Raw genomic sequence first — 25,108 nt, forward strand, 5'->3', positions numbered from 1 at the left:
GTGATCGAGATGTCGCAGTCACCGAGCATCTGTCCGACGCTGGTGTACACGGACGCGAAGGCCGCGATCAAGCAACTCACCGAGGCCTTCGGCTTCACCGAGCACGCGGTGTACGAGGACGAGGCAGGCGCGGTGCTGCACGCCGAGCTGACCTTCGGCAACGGCATGGTGATGCTGGGGAGCAAGGGCACCGGCAGCGAATTCGACAAGCTGATGGAGGGCGGCGGGCCGACGGGTGTGTTCGTCCATGTCGACGATGTCGACGCACATCACAGCCATGCGGTGGAGCATGGCGCGGACATCGTGATGCCGCCGACCGACCAGGACTACGGCGCGCGTGACTACATGGCGCGCGATATCGAGGGCAATGTGTGGAGCTTCGGCACGTACACACCAGGGACGGAGGAGTCCTAGCCTCCCCCGCCACGCGCCGACACTCGCCGGCTTCCGCCGCGTTCGGGCCCGGCTAGACGCCTCCGGTGTGCACCTGGAACGCGGCCCGGCGCACGGCCTTGGCCAGGGCCGGGTCCGGGTGCGCGGCAGCCAGCGCGACCAGGACCTGGACGGTACGGGGGTGGCCGCCGGCCCGGACCTCGTCGAGCAGCGCCGGGACCGTGCCCTGCACCGCGGAGTCGAGATGGCGCAGCAACAGCTGGGGCTCGCCGTGGTCGGCGACGGCCGCCGCGGTGTCCACCCAGAGCCAGGTCGCTTCCTCACGGGTGAGGACCTCGGCGGCGTCCTCGGGGTCCGCTCCCTCGTACTCGGCGAGCCAGAGCAGGACGTAGGGGCGCAGCGAGGGCTCGTCGGCGGCTGCGCGGACGTCTGCCTCGGCGGGGGCGCCGACAACGCGCAGGGCCTCGAAGGCGAGTCCGCGCAGCAGGGCGTCCTCGCCACGGGCGACGCCGAGGAGCTCGGCTACCGCGCTGGAGACGGTGCGGGCCGCGAGCCAGGCGCGGTACTCGGCGCGGGCCGGGCCGGGGGTGAGGCGGGCGCAGCCGCGCAGCATGTCTTCGGCGGGCTGCTCGATATTGCCGGCGGGGCTCTGCGCGGCCACGCAGATCTGCTCGAGTTTGACCCAGACCGCCCAATTGCCGAGCGGGGTGAGCGTGGCGGACCGGCCCTGGTCCAGGGTCAGGGCGCCGACGGCGGAAAGGCCCTCCAGAGCCCAGTCGAGAAGAAGGGAGACAGGAACGTCCGGCCGGGACTCGGGGTCGGACCCGGGCCAGGACTCGAGCGCGGTCTCCAGCTCGGTCTCGAGCGCGGTCTTGGCCTCGGAGTCGGCGCCGACGGCCCGTGGTTCGGACTGAGGACCGTAGGCGACCTCGCAGCGCTCCTCGCGCAGTTCCACGACGCGCTGCTGCAGGAGGTCGAGCAGGACCGGTACGAGCACGGGGCCGGCCGACAGCTGGAGGAGGGAGAGCACCTGGGGGACGGCCTCGACGACCTCGGCGACCGCGCTGGGGGCGACATCGTCGGGCGCGGGATGGACCAGCGACCAGGCGTCGAAGAGGGCGACCCAGCCGCGCAGCACGGCCATGTCGTCACGGTCCCAGGCGCGCAGCCGCCAGCCGGGGCGTGCGGTGTCGCCGTGCAGCTCGACCAGGCCGGCGAGGCGGGCGCGGTCCCAGCCCGCGCGTACCTGGTGCGGGGTCAACTCCAGGGCGGCCGCGGCCCGATCCTGGGCGCGGTCGGCAAGCGGGGCGGTGCTGGGGTCCCGCTCGACGGCGGCCCAGCGGGCGATCCGTACGGCGTCGGCGAGGACCGCCCGCGCCTGGCGGGCGAGCTCGGCGGGGGCCGGAGTGCCCTCGGGAGGCCGCGGGACAGGCCGGGTGCGCCGGGTCGTCACGGCCCGCCGTGCGGCGGCCAGCGATCGCGGGCGGACAAGACGGAGTCTGGAGTTGCGCGCCAATTGCTCATCAGGCTTTCGGGACGTCACGGGGAGCAGTCTTCCCGCTGACGGCCCGAAAGCCCAAACGGAACCTGGTCGGCCGGACTGAGCGGCCGTCCTGCCAGGCATTACCCGTCGGCTGTCCAGGAACTACATCGGGCAGGAACTACATCAGGGGGGTGAGGAAACGGCGCAGGGCTTCTTCGTAGCGTGCCGGGTCGGCGTTCCACATCGCGCCGTGCGGGGCGTGCTGGACGGTCTGCAGGCTGATCAGCTGGGGGCGGCGGGCAGCGAGTTCGCGGGACGGATACCACGGCGCGAGGGTGTCGTCCGGGCCGTGGTAGATCAGCGTCGGTACGCGCATCGTGTCCGGGTCCGCGGCCTCGAGCAGCCGGTCGCCGTGCAGTCCCGTTCTGCCCTGCGCAGCCCTGACGGCGAGCGTCAGCAGCGGCCCCGGGGTGCCCCGGGCGGCGGCCAGATTGCGCAGCGTGGCTTCCCAGTCGAGGACCGGTGAGTCCAGTACGAGTCCGTTGATCCGATCGCGCAGCGCGGAGTTGGCCGTGGCGTGCAGAGCCATCGAGGCGCCGGTGGACCAGCCGTGGAGGACGATGCGCTGGGCGCCGTAGCGCACGGCGTAGCGGATGGCGGCGTCCAGGTCGCGCCACTCGGAGTCGCCGAGGTGACCGAGGCCGTCCGGGGATCTGGGGGCGCCGAGATCTCCGCGGTAGGCGAGGGCGAGCACGGGGAACCGGTGGGCGTGCAGAAACTTCATGATGTTCATGGGGTGTTCCCGTGTGGCGCCCAGGCCGTGCACAGTGATCACCCACGTGTCGCGGGCGCCGGGCACGAACCAGGCGGGCAGCGCGCCCAGTTCGCCGGGGATGTCGATATCGCTGTACTTGAGGCGTAGCGCGCTGCCCGGGTCGCCGCTGTGCACCTGCGGGGTGAGCCGCACCCTGGTGCCCGGTTCCAGGTTGCCGTGGGTGACGCGTTCCAGTCGGCGTACGACGGTGTCGGCGGCGTGCGGGACATCGTCGAGGACGGGGCCGACGACCGCGTGGACGTCCGGGCCCTCGATTCCGTACGTACCGGGGCGCAGCGAGGCGAGGCTGCGGGTCAGCGTCAGCCGGCCCGGGGCCGTGGCGTGCACGGTGAGCCGGGGGTCACCGGGCAGGGGCCGGCCGGGCGGCGCCTTGAGCGCGAGATCGCTGGCGTAGCGGCCGGCCGCTATCGCGGCCGCGCCGACACCGATCAGAGTGGTGACGGCTACCGCCGTCGCTGTTGCCGGGCGCACCGTTCCAGTGTCGGCACCCCCGCGCCGTGCGGCCAGTGGACGGGGGCCGCCGGTGTCTGCGGAGGCCTCCGGCGCGGAGGCGGTCGGCACGTCAGCGGGGCTGGCCGTAGCTCTGAAGCTTGTCCGCCACCTCGTGCAGCTGGGACCGGGAGAGCAGGGTGGGCGAGTAGCCGGGCAGCGCCGCGGCGGTCAGCCAGAGCCGGCACATCCACTCCAGCTGGGCGGTGCGGTCGTAGGCCTGGTCGAGGGAGTCGCCGTAGGTGACCGTGCCGTGGTTCTGGAGGAGGCAGCCGGTGCGGTCCCGCAGGGCGCACAGCATGTTCTCGGCCAGCTCCTCCGTTCCGTACAGGGCGTACGCGGCGACGCGCACGGGGCCGCCGAGGGCGGCCGCCATGTAGTGGATGAGCGGCAGCTCCGGGACGAGGGTGGAGACGGCGGTGGCGTGCACGGCGTGGGTGTGCACGACGGCGACGGCGGTGGTGTTCCGGTAGACCTCGAGGTGCAGCGGCAGCTCGCTGGTGGGGGCGAGATCACCGAGGACCTGGTTCCCGTCGAGATCGACGGCGACGGCGTCCTCGGGACTGAGCCGGTCGTAGGGCACTCCGCTCGGGGTGACCAGGACGAGTCCGCCGACCCGTACCGAGACATTGCCCGAGGTGCCTACCACCAGGCCTTCCGCCGCTGTTCTGCGGGCCGTGGCCACGAGGTCTTCCCACGCCCGCTCGATCGCGTCCTGCCGCACCTGATCGGTCATGCGGCGATCCTGTCAGGCGGGGGCCGGGAGGCCACAGAGGTCACGGTGACGGAGATCACCCAAATCGCCAGAAAAGGCGCCTTCCGCGGCGCCGTCCCCGCCATCTCCGTGGTGATCGGCGAGCGGAGTGACGGATCCTCACTTGCGGACACCGCAAAGCCCGTCTCAGTTCATCTTCCGTTCACCCAGATTAACTACGTTCGCCGAGCCACTGACGTCAAACGATTGCCTGGGTAAATGGAACACATCACCTTGCTGCTCGCGATTGTGATCGCGACAGCTCTCGTGTTCGATTTCACGAACGGTTTCCACGACACCGCCAACGCGATGGCGACGACCATCTCGACCGGCGCTCTGAAGCCCAAGACGGCGGTGGCCATGGCCGCCGCGCTCAACCTCGTCGGCGCGTTCCTGTCGGTGGAGGTCGCCAAGACGATCTCCAGCGGCATCGTCACCGAGTCAGGCATCACACCCGAAGTCATCTTCGCTGCGCTCGTCGGCGCCATCCTCTGGAACCTGATGACCTGGCTGATCGGCCTGCCGTCCAGTTCCTCGCACGCCCTCATGGGCGGTCTGATCGGCGCCACCATCGCCTCGGTCGGCGTCAGCGGCGTCAATGGCGGCACAGTCGTCACCAAGGTGCTGATCCCCGCGATCGCGGCCCCGCTGGTCGCCGGCCTCGCGGCGTTCCTCGCCGCCCGGCTGACATACAAGATCGGCAAGAACGCCGACGAGAAGGCCACCGCGAAGGGCTTCCGCGCCGGCCAGATCGCCTCGGCGGGCCTGGTCTCCCTGGCCCACGGCACCAACGACGCCCAGAAGACCATGGGCGTCATCACGCTGGCGCTCGTCGCCGGCGGCGTCCTCTCCCCCGGCTCCAACCCCCCGATGTGGGTCATCCTCTCCGCCGGTCTCGCGATCGCGATGGGCACCTACCTCGGCGGCTGGCGCATCATCCGCACCCTGGGCACGGGCCTCACCGACCTCCGGCCGCAGCAGGGCTTCGCCGCCCAGACCAGCGCGGCCAGCGTCATTCTCGCCTCCTCCAACCTCGGCTTCTCGCTGTCGACGACGCACTCCTGCTCCGGCGCCGTGATGGGCGCGGGCCTGGGCCGCAAGGGCGGCGTGGTCCGCTGGTCCACCGCCACCCGGATGTTCGTCGCCTGGGGTCTGACCCTGCCGGCCGCGGGTATGGTCGCCGCGGGCTCGGAGTTCGTGTCCAGGCAGGGCGACTGGGGTGTCGCGGTCGTCGCGGCCTTCCTGATCGGCGCCTGCGTCGCGATCTGGTTCATCTCCCGCCGCCAGGTGGTCGACCACACCAACGTCAACGCGGTGGACGCCGACGCCGAGCCCGCGGGTGTCGTCACCACCGCCATCGCGGCCGTCACCCCGCCGCCGGCCGGCACGCCCGCGCAGGACTTCAAGACCACCATCCCGGCTCCGGCCCCCACCGACTCCGAGCCGACGCAGCCGGCCACGGTGTAAGGACAGATCAGCATGAACATCGACTGGGCAGCTCTCGGCTCCGTCTTCGGCGTGAGCCTCGTCGCCACCGTCGCCCTGGTGGGTCTGTTCACCCTGGGCATCGTCGGCCTGACCAAGCAGGAGTCGGCGGCCGCGCAGGGCGGTTCCGCGACCCTGGCACGCACCGGCGCGTACGCCTGCTTCGCGCTCTGCGCGGCGGCCGTGGCGTACGGGATCTATCTGATCGTCATCTGACGGCACGGTTCACCAGCTTCACGAGCTTCATCAACCGCTTCACAGGCCGGGCCGGGCACCCCTTCGGGTGACCCGGCCCGGCTCCTGCGTCGCGGGCGACGTGGCGGTACGGCCCGTTTTCGACACCTGGCGGAAATCCGCCCCACATGTGTGCCCCAACACACTCTTGCATCGCAGGTCAAAGGCAAGTTGACGGTCGTTCTCGCAGCGTGGTGGACTGCCGAAGCCATCTACGGCGGCAGAAGAGGAAGCCGGTGCAAATCCGGCGCGGTCCCGCCACTGTCACCGGGGAGCAGTCCCCGGAAGCCAGGAACTCTCACCGCCGGTCACGTCGAACCAGGGCGCGGACACCCTGAGTGAGGACATATCGCCATGCCCGGCTGCGGTTCAGTTCCTGCTGTGAGTACGAGGGTCGTTCGAGGCGAAGCGTCGGCCTGAACCCATGCGTGCCGACCGTGAATTCGTGTACGGCGCCACCGCCGGCCTGGCCGGCGACCTGCTGCTCGGCGATCCCCGCCGCGGGCATCCGGTCGCCGCGTTCGGGCGGGCCGCGGGCGCTGTCGAGCATGTCCTGTGGCGTGACCACCGTGGCTGGGGCGCACTGCACACCGCCGTGTGCGCCGGAGGCGCCGCGGGTGCCGCCGCGGTTCTCGCGCGCGGTGTACGGGGCCGCGGCCGCGCATCCGTCGCACTGATCGCCGCGGCCACCTGGGCCGTCGTCGGAGGTACGTCGCTGGGCCGCGAGGCGCGGGCCATCGGCGGCGCGCTCGCCGCCGGTGACGTGGACGTGGCGCGGGAGCGCCTGCCGCATCTGTGCGGGCGCGATCCGCAGGCGCTGGACGAGCAGCAGATCGCACGCGCCGTCGTCGAGTCCGTCGCCGAGAACACCTCCGACGCCGTGGTGGGCGCGCTGGTCTGGGGCGCCCTCGCGGGCGTGCCGGGTCTGGTGGGGTTCCGTGCCGTCAACACGCTGGACGCGATGGTCGGGCACAAGTCGTCCAAATACCGGAGGTTCGGCTGGGCCTCGGCGCGGCTCGACGATGTGGCCGGCTGGCCGGGGGCCCGGCTCACCGCGGGACTCGCGGTACTCGCGGGCGGGGATGCGCGCGGAGCCGTACGGGCCTGGCGGGCCGATGCGAAGAAGCACCCGAGCCCGAACGCGGGCCCGGTGGAGGCTGCGTTCGCGGGGGCGCTCGGCGTACGCCTGGGCGGGACCCTCTCGTACGGCGGCCGGGTGGAGCACCGTCCCGTACTCAACGGCACCGGGCGCCCGGTGGAGTTCGGCGACATCGAACGCGCCGTACGGCTCTCGCGGCGCGTCGGCTGGCTGACACTGGCGACCTGCGCGGCGGGCCGCCTGGCAGGTCACGCACTGCGCGCGCGGCGCGCGGAAAAGGGGCGGGGATGAGCAGGCGCAGAGGCGGCGGGCTGCTGGTGGCGGGGACCACGTCCGACGCGGGCAAGAGCGTCGTCACGGCCGGGATCTGCCGATGGCTGGTGCGGCGGGGAGTGAAGGTCGCGCCCTTCAAGGGGCAGAACATGTCCCTCAATTCGTTCGTGACGCGCGAGGGCGCGGAGATCGGCCGGGCGCAGGCCATGCAGGCGCAGGCCGCGCGCGTGGAGCCGAGCGCGCTGATGAATCCCGTGCTGCTCAAGCCGGGCAGCGACCGGTCGAGCCAGGTGGTCCTGATGGGTAAACCGGTGGGCGAACTGAGCGCCCGCGGGTTCTTCGGGGGGTCTGAGGGGGCGTCCCCCGGGAAAACCCTGCACGGTGGGCGGCAGGAGGCGCTGCTCGGGACCGTCGTGGAGTGCCTGGAGGAGCTGCGGGGCACGTATGAAGCCGTGATCTGCGAGGGGGCGGGCAGTCCGGCCGAGATCAATCTGCGGCGTACGGACATTGTGAACATGGGCATCGCGCGAGCGGCACAGCTCCCGGTGCTGGTGGTCGGAGACATCGACCGCGGTGGGGTCTTCGCCTCGTTCTTCGGGACCACCGCGCTGCTCAGCGCCGAGGATCAGGCGCTGGTCGCCGGATACATCGTCAACAAGTTCCGCGGCGATGTGTCGCTGCTGGAGCCCGGTATCGAGATGCTGCGCGGGCTGACCGGGCGGCACACGTACGGGATTCTGCCGTACGCCCACGGGCTCGGCATCGACGAGGAGGACGGGCTGCGGGTCTCGCTGCGCGGCGCGGTACGGGAGTCGGTGGTCGCGCCGCCCGTGGGCGAGGACATACTGCGGGTCGCGGTCTGTGCCGTGCCGCTGATGTCCAACTTCACGGACGTGGACGCGCTGGCCGCCGAGCCGGGTGTCGTCGTGCGGTTCGTGGACCGGGCCGAGGAACTTGTCGACGCCGACCTGGTGGTCGTGCCGGGAACCCGGGGCACGGTCAGGGCCCTGGAGTGGCTCAAGGAGCGCGGGCTGGCCGACGCGCTTGCGCGCCGGGCTGCCGAGGGGCGGCCCGTGCTCGGTGTCTGCGGCGGTTTCCAGCTCCTCGGCGAGCACATCGAGGACGAGGTCGAGTCGCGGGCGGGCCGTGTCCAGGGGCTTGGACTGCTGCCCGTGCGGGTGCGGTTCGCGCGCGAGAAGACCCTCGCCCGGCCGGTCGGCGAGGCCCTGGGTGAATGCGTGGAGGGCTACGAGATCCACCACGGCGTCGCCGAAGTACTCGGCGGCGACACGTTCATCTCCGATGGCGACGGACACAGCCTGGACGGCTGCCGGGTCGGCGCCGTCCGGGGTACGCACTGGCACGGATCGCTGGAGAGCGACGGCTTCCGCCGGGCGTTCCTGCGCGACGTCGCCGAGTCCGCGGGCCGGCGGTTCGTGCCCGCGCCCGACACCAGCTTCGGCGCGCTGCGCGAAGAGCAGCTGGACCGCCTCGGCGACCTCATCGAAGAACACGCGGATACGGATGCGCTGCTGCGGCTCATCGAGTCGGGCGCACCCTCAGGACTTCCCTTCATCGCACCTGGAGCGCCATGAGCACCGAGAGCACCGTGCTGTTGCTGTCCACCGCCGATACGGATCTGCTGGCGGCCCGGGCCTCCGGCGCGCCCTACCGCATCGGCAATCCGACCCGTATCGATGTGGCGGAGGAGCTGCCCGCGCTCATCGCGGGCGCATCCGTCGCGGTCGTACGGCTGCTCGGCGGGAAGCGGGCCTGGGAGGACGGGCTCGCGGCCCTCAAGGCGTCCGGGATTCCGACCGTGCTGCTGGGCGGCGAGGCGGTGCCCGACGCGGAGTTGATGGCCGAGTCGTCCGTGCACGCGGGTGCTGTCGCGGAGGCCCTGCAGTATCTCGTCGAGGGCGGGCCCGGGAACCTCGTCGAGCTGTCCCGGTTCCTGACGGAGGACGTGCTGCTGGCCGGTCACGGTCGTGCCGCGGACGCGCAGGACAGGCACAGTGCCGAGCCGCAGAAGATGCCGGAGTGGGGCGTGCACGGCGCGCGTGCGTATGTGGAGGAGCGACCGAGCGTCGGCGTGCTCTTCTACCGCGCGCACCAGCTCTCCGGCAACACCGGATTCGTCGACACGCTGTGCGACGCGATCGAGGCCCGCGGGTCCAACGCCCTTCCCGTGTACTGCGGTTCGCTGCGCGGCGCCGACGCCGAGCTGTACGAGCTGCTCGCCAGGACCGATGCGCTGGTCGCCACGGTGCTGGCCGCGGGCGGCACGCGGGCGAGTGACGCCAGTGCCGGCGGGGACGACGAGGCCTGGGACATCGGCGCGCTCGCCGAGCTCAATGTGCCGGTGCTGCAGGGACTGTGCCTGACCTCGTCGAAGGCCACCTGGGAGGCGTCGGACGCGGCCCTGTCCCCCATGGACGCGGCGATGCAGGTGGCGATCCCCGAGTTCGACGGGCGGATCATCACGGTCCCGTTCTCCTTCAAGGAGCAGGGCCCCGACGACGTGCCGGTGTATGTCGCCGATCCGGAGCGCGCCGGACGCGTCGCCGGAATCGCCGTACGCCACGCCCGGTTGAAGCACAAGCCGAACGCCGAGAAGAAGCTCGCGCTCGTCTTCACCGCCTACCCGACCAAGCATTCACGGGTCGGCAACGCCGTCGGTCTCGACACCCCGGCGTCCGCCGTGCGGGTGCTGGACGCGCTGCGCGACGCCGGTTACGCCGTGGAGGGCTACCCCGACAACGGCGACGAGCTGATCCACCGGCTGATCAACGCCGGTGGTCACGATGTGGAGTGGCTGACCGAGGAGCAACTGGCCGCCGCCCCCGCGCGCGTGCCGCTCGCCGACTACCGCGCCTGGTTCGACAAGCTGGAGCCGGACCTGCGCGACGGAATGCTGGAGCACTGGGGCGAGCCGCCGGGCAGCCTGTACGTCGACGGCGACGAGATCGTGCTGGCGTCCCTGCAGTTCGGGAACGTCATCGTGATGATCCAGCCGCCGCGCGGCTTCGGCGAGAACCCGATCGCGATCTACCACGACCCCGATATGCCGCCCTCGCACCACTACATGGCGGCGTACCGCTGGCTGGACAACAGTTTCGGCGCGGACGCGATCGTGCACATGGGCAAGCACGGCACCATGGAGTGGCTGCCGGGCAAGGGGCTCGGACTGTCGGCGGGCTGCGGTCCTGACGCGGTGCTCGGCGAACTGCCGCTGGTGTACCCGTTCATCGTCAACGACCCGGGCGAGGGCACCCAGGCCAAGCGCCGCGGTCACGCCACCGTCGTGGACCATCTGGTGCCGCCGATGGCGCGTGCCGACACCTACGGCGACCTGGCCAAGCTGGAGCAGCTGCTCGACGAGTACGCGCTCGTCAGCGATCTCGACCCGACGAAGGCCCCGGCCGTACGGGCGCAGATCTGGACGCTGGTGAAGGCCGCGGAGCTGCACCACGACCTGCATGTCGACGAGCAGCCGGACGACGGCGAGTTCGACTCGTTCGTCATGCACATCGACGGCTATCTCTGCGAGATCAAGGACGTCCAGATCAGGGACGGTCTGCACATCCTGGGCGGCGGCCCGGAGGCCGAGGCCCGGGTCAATCTCGTACTGGCCGTGCTGCGCGCCTCTCAGGTGTGGGGCGGCACGGCGAACGCGCTGCCGGGCCTTCGGGCTTGTCTCGCCGAGCACTTCGGTCTGGTGGAGAAGGAGCTGCTCGGCGAGCCGGGTGCGCCGGTGAAGGTGCCGGTGGAGCTCACGGAGCTGGTCGAGGGCCCCGCACGGACCGGCGCCGACGCGATCGATCTGCTGGAGCAGCTGTGCCGACGGCTCGCGGAGGGCATGGAGGAGCGCGGGTGGGAGGTGTCCGCCGCTGCCGGTCTGGTGGCTGAGGTGCTGGGCACCGCTGCGCCTTCCGGGGTGACACCCCCTGGACCCATCTGCCCGGACGCGGTGGCCGTGCTGGGCTTCGCCTGCGCGGAGGTCGTGCCGCGGCTGGCCCGTACGACGGACGAGATCGACCATATTCTGCTGGCGCTGGACGGCGGATACGTACCGGCCGGTCCTTCCGGGTCACCGACGCGCGGTCTGGTGAATGTGCTGCCGACCGGCCGCAACTTCTACTCCGTCGACCCCAAGGCGATTCCGTCCCGGCTGTCGTGGGAGGTAGGCCAGGCGCTGGCCGACTCGCTCGTGGCCCGGTATCTCACGGACACGGGTGAGTACCCCAAGTCGGTGGGTCTGACGGTGTGGGGCACATCCGCGATGCGCACCCAGGGCGACGACATCGCCGAGATCCTGGCGCTGCTGGGCTGCCGGCCGGTCTGGGACGACGCGTCGCGGCGGGTCACCGGCTTCGAGGTGGTGCCGGTCGCGGAGCTTGGCCGTCCGCGCATCGATGTGACGGTGCGCATCTCCGGCTTCTTCCGGGACGCCTTCCCGCATGTGGTGGGGCTGATCGACGACGCGGTACGGGCGGTGGCGGAGCTGGACGAGCCGGCCGAGTCCAACTACGTACGGGCGCATGCCGACGAGGACACCGCCGAGCACGGCGACCGGCGGCGCGCCACGGCCCGGATCTTCGGCTCGAAGCCGGGTGCCTATGGTGCGGGGCTGCTGCCGCTGATCGACGCGCGGAACTGGCGCAGCGACGCCGACCTGGCCGAGGTGTACGCGGTGTGGGGCGGTTATGCGTACGGGCGCGGGCTCGAAGGGCGGGCGGCGCGCGGGGACATGGAGACGGCGTTCCGGCGGATCGCGGTCGCGGCGAAGAATGTCGACACCAGGGAGCACGACCTCGTCGACGCCGACGATTACTTCCAGTACCACGGCGGGATGGTCGCGATGGTGCGGCATCTGACCGGTGAGTCGCCCGAGGCGTATGTGGGTGACAGCGCCACACCGGACCAGGTGAAGACGCGCACGCTGGGTGAGGAGACGCACCGGGTGTTCCGGGCGCGGGTGGTCAATCCGCGCTGGATGGCGGCGATGCGGCGGCACGGCTACAAGGGCGCGTTCGAGATGGCCGCGACGGTGGACTACCTGTTCGGGTACGACGCCACGGCGGGTGTCGTGGATGACTGGATGTACGAGAAGCTCTCCGCGGAGTACGTCTTCGACCCCGAGAACCGCGCGTTCATGGAGAAGTCGAACCCGTGGGCGCTGCGGGGCATCACGGAGCGGTTGCTGGAGGCGGCGGACCGGGGGCTGTGGGCGGAGCCGGACGCGGAGACGCTGGAGCGGCTGCGGGCGACGTATCTGGAGCTCGAGGGTGATTTGGAGGGGGACGCGTGAGGACGCCTGCCAGCTGCTGGGGCTCCGCCCCGGACCCCGCGCCTCAAACGCCGGCGAGGCTTGATTCGGACCGAAGCCCCCTGGTTACGGGAAGGGGCGGGGTGGGGCAATCTCCCCGCCTCAACACGATCGAGGAGTCCGCATGAGCACCCCATACCCCTTCACCGCGATCGTCGGCATGGACGACCTGCGGCTCGGGCTGCTGCTGAATGCCGTCTCCCCCGCCGTGGGCGGTGTGCTCGTGCGCGGTGAGAAGGGGACCGCCAAGTCGACCGCCGTACGTGCGCTTTCCGCGTTGATCCCGGAGGTTCCGGTCGTCTCCGGGTGCCGGTTCTCGTGCGACCCCGCGTCGCCGGACCCGGCGTGTCCCGACGGTCCCCACGAGCTCGGCGGCGGTGTGGCGCGCCCGGCGCGGATGGTCGAGCTGCCCGTCGGCGCGTCCGAGGACCGGCTCGTCGGTGCCCTCGACATCGAGCGGGCGCTGGCCGAGGGTGTGAAGGCCTTCGAGCCGGGGCTGCTCGCGGACGCGCACCGCGGGATTCTCTACGTGGATGAGGTCAACCTCCTCCACGACCACCTCGTCGACCTGCTGCTTGACGCGGCCGCCATGGGCGCTTCGTACGTCGAGCGTGAAGGCGTGTCGGTGCGGCACGCCGCCCGTTTCCTGCTCGTGGGGACCATGAACCCCGAAGAGGGCGAGTTGCGGCCTCAATTGCTGGACCGCTTCGGGCTCACCGTCGAGGTCGCGGCCTCGCGGGAGCCCGATCAGCGGGTGGAGGTCGTGCGGCGGCGGCTCGCGTACGACGACGATCCGGCCGGTTTCGCCGCTCGCTGGGCGGACGAGGAGTCGGCCCTGCGGGCCCGGATCGTGGCCGCGCGGGCGCTGCTGCCCGACGTCCGGCTGGGGGACGGCGCGTTGCGGCAGATCGCCGCGACCTGTGCGGCCTTCGAGGTGGACGGGATGCGCGCCGACATCGTGATGGCCCGTACCGCAACCGCGCTCGCCGCGTGGGCGGGGCGTACGGAGGTGCTCGCCGAGGATGTACGGCAGGCCGCTCTGCTGGCGCTCCCCCACCGGCGGCGGCGCAATCCCTTCGACGCCCCCGGCCTCGACGAGAACAAGCTCGACGAGACCTTGGAGGATTTCGGCGACGACGATCCGGAACTCGATCCGGACCCCGATCCGGACGGGCCGGGCGGGGGCGGGCAGCCGCCGCAGGGCGGGCCCGAGGTGCCGCCGCAGGGCGATGGCGGACAGGGCGAAGTGCCCGCGCAGGCGGAGCCGGCCGAGGGTGGTACTCCGCAGGCCGGCGGCGGTGAGCAGCAGCCCGTAGGGGCCGCCGAGCCGTTCCGTACGAAGATGCTGAGCGTGCCGGGTCTCGGCGAGGGCGCGGCGGGGCGCAGGTCCCGTGCGCGGACCGAGCACGGCCGGACGACGGGTGCGCGGCGGCCCCAAGGGGCGCTCACCAAGCTGCACTTGGCGGCGACCATGCAGGCCGCGGCCCCGCACCAGCGGGCGCGCGGGCGCAGCGGCCGGGGTCTGGTGGTCCGCCGGGACGATCTGCGGCAGGCGAACCGCGAGGGACGCGAGGGGAACCTGGTGCTCTTCGTGGTGGACGCGTCGGGTTCGATGGCGGCCCGGCAGCGGATGAGCGCGGTGAAGGGTGCGGTGCTTTCGCTGCTGCTCGACGCCTACCAGCGGCGCGACAAGGTCGGGCTGATCACCTTCCGCGGGAAGGACGCGGAGGTGGCGCTGCCGCCGACCTCGTCGGTGGACGCGGCCGCCGCTCGTCTTCAGACGCTGCCGACGGGCGGTCGTACGCCGCTGGCGGCCGGGCTACTCAAGGCGCACGACGTGCTGCGGGTGGAGCGTATGCGCGATCCTTCGCGCCGGCCGCTGCTGGTCGTGGTGACGGACGGCCGGGCGACGGGCGGGGTCGATCCGGTGGCGCTGGCGTCGCGTGCGGCGCGGCTGCACTCCGCCGAAGGGACCGCCGCGATCGTCGTGGACTGCGAGTCCGGGCCCGTACGGCTCGGTCTCTCGAGCACACTGGCCGTCGATCTCGGCGGCACCGCCGTCACCCTCGACGAGCTGCGCGCCGACTCCATCGCCGGGCTTGTCAGGGACGTTCAGACTGCAAGGAGGGCCGCGTAATGCCGCAAGGACAGCCGTCCGTCGTACCGGACGACGGACTCACCACCCGCCAGCGCCGCAACCGCCCGCTCGTCGTCGTCCACACGGGCATCGGCAAGGGCAAGTCGACGGCCGCGTTCGGGCTCGCGCTGCGCGCCTGGAACCAGGGGTGGCCGATCGGGGTGTTCCAGTTCGTCAAATCCGCGAAGTGGAAGGTCGGCGAGGAGAACGCGCTGAAGGTCCTCGGTGCCTCCGGCGAGGGCGGTCCTGTCGACTGGCACAAGATGGGCGAGGGCTGGTCGTGGGTGCAGCGCGACAAGCAGCTGAACAACGAGGAGGCGGCGCGCGAGGGCTGGGAGCAGGTCAAGCGCGATCTGGCGGCCGAGACGTATCAGCTGTATGTGCTGGATGAGTTCGCGTACCCGATGCACTGGGGATGGGTGGACACGGACGAGGTGATCTCGGTGCTCCGGGACCGGCCGGGGACGCAGCATGTGGTGATCACCGGCCGCAACGCTCCGGCGGAGCTCGTCGGGTTCGCCGATCTGGTGACCGACATGTCCAAGGTCAAGCACCCGATGGACACCGGTCAGAAGGGGCAGCGGGGCATCGAGTGGTAGCACGTCTCGTCATCGCCGCGCCGTCTTCCGGCAGCGGCAAGACCACCGTCGCGACGGGCCTGATGGCGGCCTTCGTCGCGGCGGGCCTCTCCGTGTCCCCGCACAAGGTCGGCCCCGACTACATCGACCCGGGCTATCACTCGCTCGCCACGGGACGCCCGGGGCGGAATCTGGACGCGTATCTGTGCGGTACGGAGCTGATCGCGCCGCTGTTCGCGCATGGCGCGGCGGGCTGCGATCTGGCCGTGGTCGAAGGCGTGATGGGGCTGTACGACGGGGCGGCGGGAGCCGGTGAGCTGGCGTCCACCGCTCAGGTCGCGAAGCTGCTGCGGGCGCCGGTGGTGCTGGTGGTGGACGCGTCCTCGCAGTCGCGGTCGGTGGCGGCGCTGGTGCACGGTTTCGCGTCCTGGGATCCACAGGTGCGGATCGGGGGCGTGATTCTGAACAAGGTGGGGTCCAAGCGGCACGAGGAGCTGCTGCGGGAGGCGCTGGACGAGTCGGGGGTGCCGGTGCTGGGGGTGTTGCGGCGGGTGGCTGACGTCGCGTCGCCGTCGCGGCACCTGGGTCTTGTGCCGGTCGCGGAGAGGCGGGCGGACGCGGTGGCCGCGGTGGCGGCGATGGCGGAGGTGGTGCGGGCGGGGTGCGATCTGGAGGCGCTGCTCGCGCTTGCGCGGAGCGCGCCTGCGTTGCCGGACGCGCCGTGGGACCCGGGGGTCGCCTCCGGCGGGCTTGTTCCCCACCCCGCCCCTTCCCGTAGCTGGGGGCTCCGCCCCCAGACCCCCGCGCCTCAATCGCCGGAGGGGCTTGATTGTGCGGCCCGGCCGACATTTTCAGCCTCGCCGGCGTTTGAGGCGCGGGATCCGGGGCGGAGCCCCGGTTACGGGAAGGGGCGGGTAGGGGAACAGCGCCGCGGGCCACTCCTCGTCGCCGTCGCCGGCGGGCCCGCGTTCACGTTCTCCTATGCCGAGCACACCGAGCTGCTCGCCGCCGCCGGCGCGGAGGTCGTCACGTTCGACCCGCTCCGGGACGAGCAACTGCCCGACGGGACACGGGGGCTCGTCATAGGTGGCGGCTTTCCCGAGGTGTACGCGCCCGAGCTGTCCGCCAACGACGCGCTGCGCAAAGCCGTCGCCGAGCTGGCACACTCCGGCGCGCCGGTCGCCGCCGAGTGCGCCGGGCTGCTGTATCTCACACGCGCCCTGGACGGAATGCCGATGTGCGGTGTCCTGGACGCCGAGGCGCGGATGTCGCAGCGGCTCACACTCGGCTACCGGGAGGCTGTCGCGGTGAGCGACAGCGTTCTCGCGGCGGCCGGGACACGGCTGCATGGGCACGAGTTCCACCGCACGGTCATCGAGCCGGCCGCAGGGCCCGGCCCCGCGTGGGGGATGCACCTGCCCGGGCGGCGCGTGGAGGGATTCGTGCAACACGGCGTACATGCGAGCTATCTGCATACGCACTGGGCGGCCACGCCCAGCACGGCACGCAGATTCATTGAAAGGTGCGGGGCATGAGCAGCAGGCTGATCGGTGTCGGAGTCGGGCCCGGCGACCCGGAGTTGGTGACCGTGAAGGGCGTACGCGCGCTTCGTGAGGCCGATGCCGTCGTCGTACCTGTGATGGCCGGATCCGACGGAACAGATGGGGGTGAGCCCGGGCGCGCCGAGGCGACCGTCCTGCACTACGTGGGCGCGGAGAAGGTCGTACGCGTCGTCTTCGCGCTCAACGAGCGCACCGACCGTGGCCGTCGCGAGGCCGCCTGGGACGCCGCGGGCAAGCGTGTCGCCGAGCTGCTGCGCGCGCACGGGTCCGTCGCCTTCGCGACGATCGGCGATCCCAATGTGTACTCGACGTTCACCTATCTCGCACAGACCATCGCCGAACTGGTCCCGGGTACCGCCGTGGAGACCGTGCCCGGCATCACCGCCATGCAGGATCTGGCGGCCCGCAGCGGCGCCGTCCTCACCGAGGGCACCGAGCCGCTGACCCTGGTGCCGGTGACCGCTGGGGCCGCCGTGCTCAAGGACGCCCTGAAGGGACCCGGCACGGTCGTCGCCTACAAGTTCGGGCGGCTCGCCGCGGAGGTGGCCGTCGCACTGCGCGAGACGGGACGTACCGAGGGCGCGGTGTGGGGGTCGGCGCTCGGGCTGCCCGAGGAGTCGATCCGGCCGGCCGCGGAGCTTGCCGAGGGAGCGCTGCCGTACCTCTCGACGCTGATCGCGCCGGCGCCGCGCGACGGTGGCCGCGGAGGCAAGCTGTGAGTTCACCGCTCTCCTCGCTCGGCGGGCCGTTCAGCGGGTCGTTCGGCAAGTCACTCGGCAAGTCACTCGGCGAGGCCGACCAGCAACCAGATGAAGCCCACGCCTCCCGCCGTGCACAGCAGGGTGGAGCGGGCGGGGTGGGTGTGGTGTGCCTCGGGGAGGATCTCGGCCGCGGCGAGATAGAGCAGGACGCCGCCGAAGAAGCCGAGATAGCTGCCCAGAAGTTCGGCCGGAATCGTGAACAGCAGCGTGGACGCCGCGCCGACGATCGGAGCGAGTGCGTCCGCGACGAGCATCGCGATCGCCTTTCTCCGCGTGTTCCCGTACAGGCTGGTGATCGTGTACGTGTTGAAGCCGTCCGCGAAGTCATGGGCGATGACGGCGAGCGCCACGGCCGCGCCCATACCGCCGCCCACCTGGAACGCAGCGCCGATGGCGACTCCGTCCATCAGGCTGTGGCCGACCATCGCCGCGGCCGCCGTCAGCCCCACCTGGGGCACCCTCTCGTCCTCGTCCGCGCCGTGCGCCGCCTGCCGGACGGCCAGCAGCCGTTCCACCAGGTGCGCCGCCAGGAAGCCGCCGACGAAGAGCAGCAGCCCCTGCGGCACCCCGAACACCTTGTTACCGGCCGCCTCCAGTGCCTCCGGCAGCAGGTCAAGGCCGACCACGCCGAGCATCAGCCCGCCGGCCAGGCCCAGTACGAGGTGGCGGCGGTCGGTGACGCGTTGCGCCGTCCACCCGCCGAACAGCGTCATCAGGAACGCGCCGAGCGCGACGAACACCGCCATGCGCCCTTGCTAGCGGATTGACCCGTCTCTTCGCACCCTTCCGATCGAGATCCGCCCGAATCACCCGAATGACCCGAGAGGACCCCCGCTCATGGCCGATGCCGCCACCCACGGCAAGGTGACCTTTGTCGGCGCCGGCCCTGGCGCCGCCGATCTGCTGACGTTCCGCGCCGCGCGTGCCATCGCCGACGCCGACATCGTCATCTGGGCGGCGAGCCTGGTGCAGGCCGACGTCCTTGACCACGCCCGCGAGGGCGCCGAGATCCTCGACTCGGCGGCCATGTCACTGGAGGACGTCGTCTCCGTGTACGAGCGGGCGCTCGACGAGGGCCTGCGGGTCGCCAGGATCCACTCCGGCGACCCCGCCCTGTGGGGCGGCACGCAGGAGCAGCTCGACCGGTGTGTGGACCTCGGCCTGGAGGTCGAGATCGTGCCGGGCGTCTCGTCGTTCTCGGCCGTCGCCGCGATCGCTCAGCGCGAGCTGACGATCCCGGAGGTCGCGCAGTCCGTGATCCTGACCCGGCTCGGCGGCGGCAAGACACCGATGCCGCCGGGCGAGGAGGTACGGGAGTTCGCGCGGCACGGCACGACGATGGCGCTCTTCCTGTCGGCGGCGCGCTCGGGCCAGTTGACGCAGGAGCTGCTGGAGGGCGGCTATCCGACGAGCACGCCGGTGGTCATCGCGTACCAGGCGACCTGGCCGGAGGAGCTGATCCTGCGCTGCACGATCGGCACGCTGGAGGAGACGGTCAAGGAGCACAAGCTCTGGAAGCACACGCTGTTCCTGGTCGGTCCGGCGCTGGCGGCTTCCGGGACGCGCTCGCATCTGTACCACCCGGGGCACTTCCACGGCTTCCGGAAGGCCGACCCGGCCGCCCGCAAGGCGCTGCGCGCGCAGGGCGCGACGCCATGATCACGGTCATCGGTACGGGGACGGGCGCGCCGCTCTCCGTACGCGACGCCGAGGCGCTCGCCGCGGCCACGCTGGTGGTGGGTGCCCGGCGGCATCTGACGTCGGCGTGCCGTGCGGCCGATGTGCCCGCCGACGCGCAACAGCTGGTGCTGGGGCCGCTCGCGCCGGCGCTCGACGTGATCGGGAAGAAGCTGGCCTGCGGCGCGGCCGGGGTGGTGGTGCTGGCCTCGGGCGACCCCGGATTCTTCGGGATCGTACGGGCGTTGGCCGAGCGGTTCGGCGCCGACGCGCTGGACGTACGGCCGGGGGCGCCGTCGGTGGCGGTCGCCTTCGCGCGGATCGGGCTGCCGTGGGACGACGCGGTTGTCGTCAGTGCGCACGGCCGTGATCTGCGGACCGCGGTCAATGTGTGCCGTGCGCATCCCAAGACTGCTGTGCTGACCGGTCCCGGCTCGGGGCCCGCGGAGCTGGGCGCCGAGCTGGCGTACCGGGCCGCGGAGCGGACGCTGGTGGTGGCGACGGCGCTCGGCGACCCGGAGCACGAGCGGATCGAGCGGATGTCGCCCGCGGAGGCGGCGGCGCGTACGTGGGACGCGGTGAGCGTGGTGCTCTGCCTGGACGAGCGGCGGGCGCTGTCGCCGGCGCAGCGGACGGTCTCGGTGCCCATCGGTCCGGACCGGTGGGCGCTGTCCGAGGGAGAGTTCGAGCACCGCGACTCGATGATCACCAAGTTCGAGGTACGGGCGCTGGCGCTGGCGCGCCTCGGGCCGCGTACAGGCGATCTCGTGTGGGACATCGGCGCGGGGTCCGGTTCGGTGGCAGTGGAGTGCGCGCGGTTCGGCGCGGCCGTGGTGGCCGTGGAGAAGACCCCCGACGGCGTGGAGCGGATCCGCGTGAACGCGGCCGCGCACGGTGTGGACGTACGGGCCGTGCACGGCGCGGCACCGACGGTGCTCTCCCATCTGGCGGACCCTGACGCGGTGTTCATCGGCGGGGGCGGCGCGGAGCTGCCCGCGATCGTCACCGCGTGCGCGCGGCGGGCCCGGCGCACGGTGGTCGTCGCGCTGGCCGCGCTGGACCGGGTGGCTGCGGTACGCGGCGCGCTGGCCGCCGCCGGGTTCGTGTCCGAGGGCGTACTGCTGCACTCGTCACGGCTGGCCCCGCTGCCCGGAGATGTGACACGGCTGGCGTCCGCCAACCCCGTATTCCTGCTGTGGGGCGACCGCCCCGCGGATTCGGTGAACGAAGGAGCAATTCAGTGATCGGCCTGATCTCCGCGACGGCGGCGGGCGCCGCCGCCCGCGACCGGCTGGCCGCGGCCTGGCCCGGCCGCACCCGGGTGTACGAGGGCCCGGTGCGCGAGTCGGTGGAGCGCGCGTTCGCGGAGTGCGAGCAGCTGGTGTGCTTCCTGGCGACGGGCGCGGTGGTACGGCTGATCGCCCCGCTGCTCGCGGACAAGTCGGCGGACCCGGGCGTGGTGTGCGTGGACGAGGGGCAGCGGTTCGCGGTGTCGCTGCTGGGCGGCCACGACGGCGGCGCGAACGAGCTGGCGGCGGAGGTCGCGGACGTCCTGGGCTGCACCCCGGTGGTGACGACGGCGACGGACGCGACGGACATCCCTGGTCTGGACACGCTGGGCCTGCCGGTGGAGGGCGCGGTCGCGGCGGTGACGCGGGCGGTGCTGGACGGCGAGCCGGTGGCGCTGCGGGCGGACGCGGTGTGGGCGTTGCCGCCGCTGCCGCCGAATGTGGGTGCCGACGTGACTGCTGACGGTGCCGCCGTCCTCCGGGTGACCGACCGGCTCGTCGAACCGGGCGCACAGGAAGCCGTGTTGCGGCCCGCGTCGCTCGTCGTCGGGGTCGGAGCGTCCAAGGGTGCTCCCGTCGAGGAGGTGCTCGGGCTCGTCGAGGAGTCGCTGCGTGACGCCGGGCTCTCCGTACTGAGCGTCGTGGCGCTGGCGACGGTCGACGCGAAGGCGGAGGAGCCCGGGATCGTCGGGGCCGCGGAGCGGCTCGGAGTGCCGGTCGTCACGTACGCGGCGGAGGAACTCTCCTCGGTCACCGTGCCGAACCCGTCCGACGCGCCGCTCGCCGCCGTGGGGACGCCGTCGGTCGCTGAGGCCGCCGCGCTCGTGGGCGGCGGCGAACTCCTGGTCCCGAAGCGGAAGTCGAGCCCCGGGGGGCGTGCGGCGATGGCGACCTGCGCGATCGTGCGCAGGCCGCCGCGCGGCCGGCTGGCCGTGGTCGGGCTCGGGCCCGGGGCCCGCGATCTGGTCACCCCGCGCGCCACCGAGGAACTGCGGCGGGCCTCCGTACTGGTCGGGCTCGATCAGTACGTCGACCAGATCCGCGACCTGCTCAGGCCCGGCACGCGTGTGATCGAGTCCGGCCTCGGGGCGGAGGAGGAACGGGCCCGTACGGCTGTCGCCGAGGCCCGCGCCGGGCATGCGGTCGCGCTGATCGGGAGCGGTGACGCGGGTGTGTACGCGATGGCCTCGCCCGCGCTCGCCGAGGCGTCCGACGACATCGACGTGGTCGGCGTACCGGGCGTGACCGCGGCGCTCGCGGCAGCCGCGATCCTGGGGGCGCCGCTCGGGCACGACCATGTCTCGATCAGCCTGTCAGATCTGCACACGCCGTGGGAGATCATCGAACGCCGGGTGCGGGCCGCCGCGGAGGCGGACATCATCGTCACCTTCTACAACCCGCGCAGTCGCGGCCGCGACTGGCAGCTCCCGAAGGCGCTGACGATCCTCGCCGGGCACCGGGAGCCGGGGACGCCGGTGGGTGTCGTGCGCAACGCGTCGCGCGTGGACGAATCCAGCCGCGTGACGACTCTCGCCGGACTGGATCCGGCGACGGTGGACATGATGACGGTCGTGACGGTCGGCAACACGGCCACGCGCGAGATCGCGGGCCGCATGGTGACGCCGCGCGGCTACCGGTGGCAGTCGTGAGGGCCCGCGGCGACGCGCTCGCGGTCGTGGGGGCGTGCGGGGCGCGTGTGGTGTGCCCCGGCAGCGAAGCGGCCGCCGACTGGGCACCCCACCACGCGGGCACGGGCACGGGCGCAGCCCAGGCCACGGGCACGGGCACGGGCGCAGCCCAGGCCACGGGCACGGGCGCGGGCGCAGCCCAGGCCACGGGCACGGGCGCGGGCGCAGCCCAGGCCACGGGCACGGGCGCGGGCGCAGATGCTGACGCAAGCGCAGCCCAGGGCACGGGCACGGGCGCAGCCCAGGCCACGGGCGCAAGCGCGGGCGCAGATGCTGACGCAGGCGCAGCCCAGGGCACGGGCGCAGCCCCAGGCACGGACCACCCCGGCCGACGCATGTCGCACCCCGGCAGCGCCCAGGCCTGCCCCCCATCGCCGGCGACAGTCGGCACCGCACCCGTCACCCACCGCCGCCACTCCGGAGTCGCCTCGTGACCCGCGTCGTCCACCCCATCGAGCAGGAGTCGTTCCGGCGGCTCCGGTCCCGGCTCGATACCAGCGGATTCCAGCCACTGACGCGGGCCGTCGTGGAGCGGGTCATTCACTCCGCGGCCGATCTCGAGTACGCCACCGATCTCGTCTGCGACGAGGCCTCCCTCGTCGCCGCGCACGACGCGCTGCACACCGGTGCGCCGGTCGTCGCCGATGTCGAGATGGTCGCCGCCGGGATCACCCGGCGCGAGACCGTCTGCCGGCTCAAGGACGCCGAGTCCGGCCCGGGGCTCACCCGTTCCGCGCACGCGATCCGTCTCGCGTACGAGCAGGTCGGGCCCGGCGCGATCTGGGTGATCGGCTGTGCGCCGACCGCTCTCGAGGAGCTCCTCGTCCTCGACGCCGCTCCCGCGCTCGTCATCGGGCTGCCCGTCGGTTTCGTCGGCGCGGCCGAGTCCAAGGCCGCGCTGCGCGAGAGCGGGCTGCCGGCCGTCAGCAACGTGTCCGAAAAGGGCGGCAGCGCGGTCGCCGCGGCCGCGCTCAATGCTCTGCTGTACCACCCCCACATCAAGGAGAACGCGTGACCACGCCGCCCGCACTGCTGATCGCCGGCCACGGCACCCGCGACGAAGCCGGGGCCGAGGCCTTCCGGGACTTCGTACGGGAGCTGGGGCGGCGCCATCCCGAACTCCCCGTCGCCGGCGGCTTCATCGAGCTGTCCCCGCCGCCGCTCGGCGACGCCGTCACCGAGCTGGTGGGGCAGGGCGTTAACCGCTTCGCCGCGGTGCCGCTGATGCTGGTGTCGGCCGGGCACGCCAAGGGCGACATCCCGGCGGCGCTGGCCCGCGAGCGGGATCGGCATCCCGGGATCTCCTACATCTACGGCCGCCCGCTCGGCCCGCACCCGTCGCTGCTGACCGTCCTGGAGCGGCGGCTCGACGAGGCGCTGGGCTCCACGGTCCGTACGCCCTCCGACCGCGCCGATGTGACGGTGCTGCTGGTGGGCCGCGGTTCGACCGACCCGGACGCCAACGCCGAAGTACTCAAGGCGGCCCGGCTGCTGTGGGAGGGGCGGGGGTACGCGGGTGTGGAGACGGCGTTCGTCTCCCTCGCCGCCCCCGATGTGCCCAGCGGTCTCGACCGGTGCGTGAAGCTGGGGGCGCGCCGGATCGTCGTACTCCCGTACTTCCTGTTCACCGGCATCCTGCCGGACCGGGTGCTTCAGCAGACGCAGGGCTGGGCGGCGGCGCATCCCGAGGTGGAGGTGGTGTCGGCCGATGTGATCGGCCCCACCGAGGAGTTGCTGGACCTGGTCATGGAGCGCTACCGGGAGGCCGTCGCCGGCGACATCCGGATGAACTGCGACTCCTGTGTGTACCGGATCGCGCTGCCGGGCTTCGAGGACAAGGTGGGCATCCCGCAGCAGCCGCACTTCCACCCGGACGACGACGGTCACCACCACGGCCAAGGCCACGGCCACGGCCATCACCCACACGGCAGCCATGCGCACTCACACTGACGCATACGATCTGCGCCACCACGGTGACGCGGAGGTGCGGGGCGCGCACCTCACGGACCTCGCGGTCAATGTCCGGGCCGGCACTCCCCCGGACTGGCTGCGCGAGCGCATCGCCTGCTCGCTGACGACCCTGGCGGCGTATCCGGACGGGCGGGCGGCGCGCGCGGCGGTCGCGCAGCGGCACGGTGTGCCGGTGGAGCGGGTGCTGCTGACGGCGGGGGCCGCGGAGGCATTCGTGCTGCTGGCCCGCGCCCTGACGGTACGTCAACCACTCGTGGTGCACCCGCAGTTCACGGAGCCGGAGGCGGCGCTGCGGGACGCGGGCCACGAGGTGGCGCGGATGCTGCTGCGCGAGGCGGACGGCTTCCGGCTCGATCCGGCGGCCGTTCCCGACTCGGCGGACCTGGTGGTGATCGGCAATCCGACGAACCCCACGTCCGTACTGCATCCGGCCGCCGACATCGCCGGACTGGCCCGCCCCGGACGGGTGCTGGTGGTCGACGAGGCCTTCATGGACGCGGTGCCCGGCGAGTCCGAGTCGCTCGCGGGCCGGACCGACGTCCCTGGTCTGGTGGTGCTGCGCAGCCTCACCAAGACCTGGGGTCTTGCCGGTCTGCGGATCGGCTATGTGCTTGCCGGGCCGGAGACGATCGAGGCGTTGGAGCGGACCCAGCCGCTGTGGCCGGTCGCCACGCCCGCGCTGGCCGCGGCCGAGGCGTGTATGGAGCCGGCCGCGCTCAAGGAGGCCGCGCAGGCGGCACACGGGATCGCGACGGATCGGGCGCATCTGCTGGCGGGGCTTGCGGAGTTCGAGGAGGTACGGGTGGTGGAGGCGGCGGAGGCTTCCTTCGTCCTCGTCCATGTGCGGAGTGGCGCCGATGTGCGGGAGCGGCTGCGCGGTCTGGGCTTCGCGGCCCGGCGCGGTGATACGTTCCCGGGGCTCGGGCCCGACTGGCTGCGGCTGGCGGTACGCGACCGGGCGACCACCAACCGCTTTCTGCAGGCGCTGGACAAGGCACTCACCATGGTCGGCGGCTGAGTCGGCGGCTGACGCCCCGCACAGCCTTGCGTGCGGGGCGCCGTAGGCCGGGG

General features: G+C 72.4%; 21 protein-coding genes and 1 riboswitch. Of the genes, 17 read left to right on the forward strand and 4 right to left on the reverse strand.

Annotated features, from left to right (window positions below; all coding sequences use genetic code 11):
* Positions 1–9: 9 nt before the first annotated feature.
* Positions 10–414, forward strand: a complete 405-nt coding sequence (locus tag OG735_RS10000; RefSeq protein ID WP_327322780.1) for a VOC family protein — start codon at positions 10–12, stop codon at positions 412–414.
* A 52-nt stretch (positions 415–466) separates the two neighbouring features.
* Here the strand turns inward: OG735_RS10000 and OG735_RS10005 are convergent, their stop codons facing one another.
* The 3 genes from OG735_RS10005 to OG735_RS10015 form a co-directional block, all read right to left on the reverse strand.
* Complete coding sequence (locus tag OG735_RS10005; protein ID WP_442812403.1) at positions 467–1,936, reverse strand: hypothetical protein; 1,470 nt, start codon at positions 1,934–1,936, stop codon at positions 467–469.
* Positions 1,937–2,054: 118 nt separating this feature from the next.
* Complete coding sequence (locus OG735_RS10010; RefSeq protein WP_327322781.1) at positions 2,055–3,182, reverse strand: alpha/beta hydrolase; 1,128 nt, start codon at positions 3,180–3,182, stop codon at positions 2,055–2,057.
* Between the two features lie 91 nt (positions 3,183–3,273).
* Positions 3,274–3,936, reverse strand: a complete 663-nt coding sequence (locus OG735_RS10015; protein ID WP_327322782.1) for a class II aldolase/adducin family protein — start codon at positions 3,934–3,936, stop codon at positions 3,274–3,276.
* Positions 3,937–4,173: 237 nt separating this feature from the next.
* On the opposite strand from OG735_RS10015, the gene OG735_RS10020 reads away from it, so the two are divergent.
* The 9 genes from OG735_RS10020 (at position 4,174) to cobI (ending at position 17,370) form a co-directional block, all read left to right on the forward strand.
* Positions 4,174–5,421 carry an inorganic phosphate transporter gene (locus OG735_RS10020; RefSeq protein WP_327322783.1) on the forward strand — a complete coding sequence of 416 codons (1,248 nt, stop codon included), beginning with the start codon at positions 4,174–4,176 and terminating at the stop codon, positions 5,419–5,421.
* A gap of 12 nt (positions 5,422–5,433) precedes the next feature.
* Complete coding sequence (locus tag OG735_RS10025; RefSeq protein ID WP_327322784.1) at positions 5,434–5,655, forward strand: hypothetical protein; 222 nt, start codon at positions 5,434–5,436, stop codon at positions 5,653–5,655.
* A 196-nt stretch (positions 5,656–5,851) separates the two neighbouring features.
* Positions 5,852–5,990, forward strand: a riboswitch (cobalamin riboswitch).
* 107 nt (positions 5,991–6,097) lie between these two features.
* A complete protein-coding gene (locus tag OG735_RS10030; protein ID WP_327322785.1) occupies positions 6,098–7,063 on the forward strand; it encodes a cobalamin biosynthesis protein in 966 nt (321 codons plus the stop codon).
* On the forward strand, positions 7,060–8,640 hold the full coding sequence (locus tag OG735_RS10035) for a cobyric acid synthase (protein ID WP_327322786.1): 1,581 nt from the start codon (positions 7,060–7,062) through the stop codon (positions 8,638–8,640). The genes OG735_RS10030 and OG735_RS10035 overlap by 4 nt, the downstream gene beginning before the upstream one ends.
* A complete protein-coding gene (gene cobN / locus OG735_RS10040) occupies positions 8,637–12,356 on the forward strand; it encodes a cobaltochelatase subunit CobN (RefSeq protein ID WP_327322787.1) in 3,720 nt (1,239 codons plus the stop codon). Before OG735_RS10035 ends, cobN begins: the two co-directional genes overlap by 4 nt.
* A gap of 142 nt (positions 12,357–12,498) precedes the next feature.
* The gene (locus OG735_RS10045) at positions 12,499–14,511 is read left to right on the forward strand and encodes a putative cobaltochelatase (RefSeq protein WP_327322788.1); all 2,013 of its coding nucleotides are present in this window, start codon (positions 12,499–12,501) and stop codon (positions 14,509–14,511) included.
* Positions 14,511–15,110 (forward strand): cob(I)yrinic acid a,c-diamide adenosyltransferase, encoded by a 600-nt coding sequence (gene cobO, locus OG735_RS10050; protein ID WP_326649084.1) that lies wholly within the window; start codon positions 14,511–14,513, stop codon positions 15,108–15,110. Before OG735_RS10045 ends, cobO begins: the two co-directional genes overlap by 1 nt.
* A complete protein-coding gene (locus OG735_RS10055; RefSeq protein ID WP_327322789.1) occupies positions 15,104–16,624 on the forward strand; it encodes a cobyrinate a,c-diamide synthase in 1,521 nt (506 codons plus the stop codon). The genes cobO and OG735_RS10055 overlap by 7 nt, the downstream gene beginning before the upstream one ends.
* Positions 16,621–17,370, forward strand: a complete 750-nt coding sequence (gene cobI, locus OG735_RS10060) for a precorrin-2 C(20)-methyltransferase (protein ID WP_327322790.1) — start codon at positions 16,621–16,623, stop codon at positions 17,368–17,370. The genes OG735_RS10055 and cobI overlap by 4 nt, the downstream gene beginning before the upstream one ends.
* 62 nt (positions 17,371–17,432) lie before the next feature.
* On the opposite strand, the gene OG735_RS10065 is transcribed toward cobI, so the two are convergent.
* Positions 17,433–18,158: a ZIP family metal transporter gene (locus OG735_RS10065; RefSeq protein ID WP_327322791.1), complete on the reverse strand. Its 726-nt coding sequence runs from the start codon at positions 18,156–18,158 to the stop codon at positions 17,433–17,435.
* 91 nt (positions 18,159–18,249) lie between these two features.
* On the opposite strand from OG735_RS10065, the gene cobM reads away from it, so the two are divergent.
* Genes cobM through cobC form a run of 7 tightly spaced genes read left to right on the forward strand, consistent with a single transcriptional unit; the run spans position 18,250 to position 25,055 of the window.
* Entirely contained in the window at positions 18,250–19,071 is an 822-nt protein-coding gene (cobM, locus tag OG735_RS10070) for a precorrin-4 C(11)-methyltransferase (RefSeq protein WP_327322792.1), read from the forward strand.
* Complete coding sequence (cbiE, locus tag OG735_RS10075) at positions 19,068–20,333, forward strand: precorrin-6y C5,15-methyltransferase (decarboxylating) subunit CbiE (protein WP_327322793.1); 1,266 nt, start codon at positions 19,068–19,070, stop codon at positions 20,331–20,333. The genes cobM and cbiE overlap by 4 nt, the downstream gene beginning before the upstream one ends.
* Positions 20,330–22,027 (forward strand): precorrin-3B C(17)-methyltransferase, encoded by a 1,698-nt coding sequence (cobJ, locus tag OG735_RS10080; RefSeq protein WP_327322794.1) that lies wholly within the window; start codon positions 20,330–20,332, stop codon positions 22,025–22,027. The genes cbiE and cobJ overlap by 4 nt, the downstream gene beginning before the upstream one ends.
* Positions 22,024–22,500 (forward strand): hypothetical protein, encoded by a 477-nt coding sequence (locus OG735_RS10085; RefSeq protein ID WP_327322795.1) that lies wholly within the window; start codon positions 22,024–22,026, stop codon positions 22,498–22,500. The genes cobJ and OG735_RS10085 overlap by 4 nt, the downstream gene beginning before the upstream one ends.
* Positions 22,497–23,081, forward strand: coding sequence for a precorrin-8X methylmutase (locus tag OG735_RS10090; protein WP_327322796.1), 585 nt, complete (start codon positions 22,497–22,499; stop codon positions 23,079–23,081). Before OG735_RS10085 ends, OG735_RS10090 begins: the two co-directional genes overlap by 4 nt.
* On the forward strand, positions 23,078–24,016 hold the full coding sequence (locus OG735_RS10095) for a sirohydrochlorin chelatase (protein ID WP_327322797.1): 939 nt from the start codon (positions 23,078–23,080) through the stop codon (positions 24,014–24,016). Before OG735_RS10090 ends, OG735_RS10095 begins: the two co-directional genes overlap by 4 nt.
* The gene (gene cobC, locus OG735_RS10100; protein ID WP_327322798.1) at positions 24,000–25,055 is read left to right on the forward strand and encodes an Rv2231c family pyridoxal phosphate-dependent protein CobC; all 1,056 of its coding nucleotides are present in this window, start codon (positions 24,000–24,002) and stop codon (positions 25,053–25,055) included. The genes OG735_RS10095 and cobC overlap by 17 nt, the downstream gene beginning before the upstream one ends.
* Positions 25,056–25,108: the final 53 nt, after the last annotated feature.

The sequence above is a fragment of the Streptomyces sp. NBC_01210 genome (genome assembly GCF_036010325.1).
Taxonomy (GTDB): Bacteria; Actinomycetota; Actinomycetes; order Streptomycetales; family Streptomycetaceae; genus Streptomyces.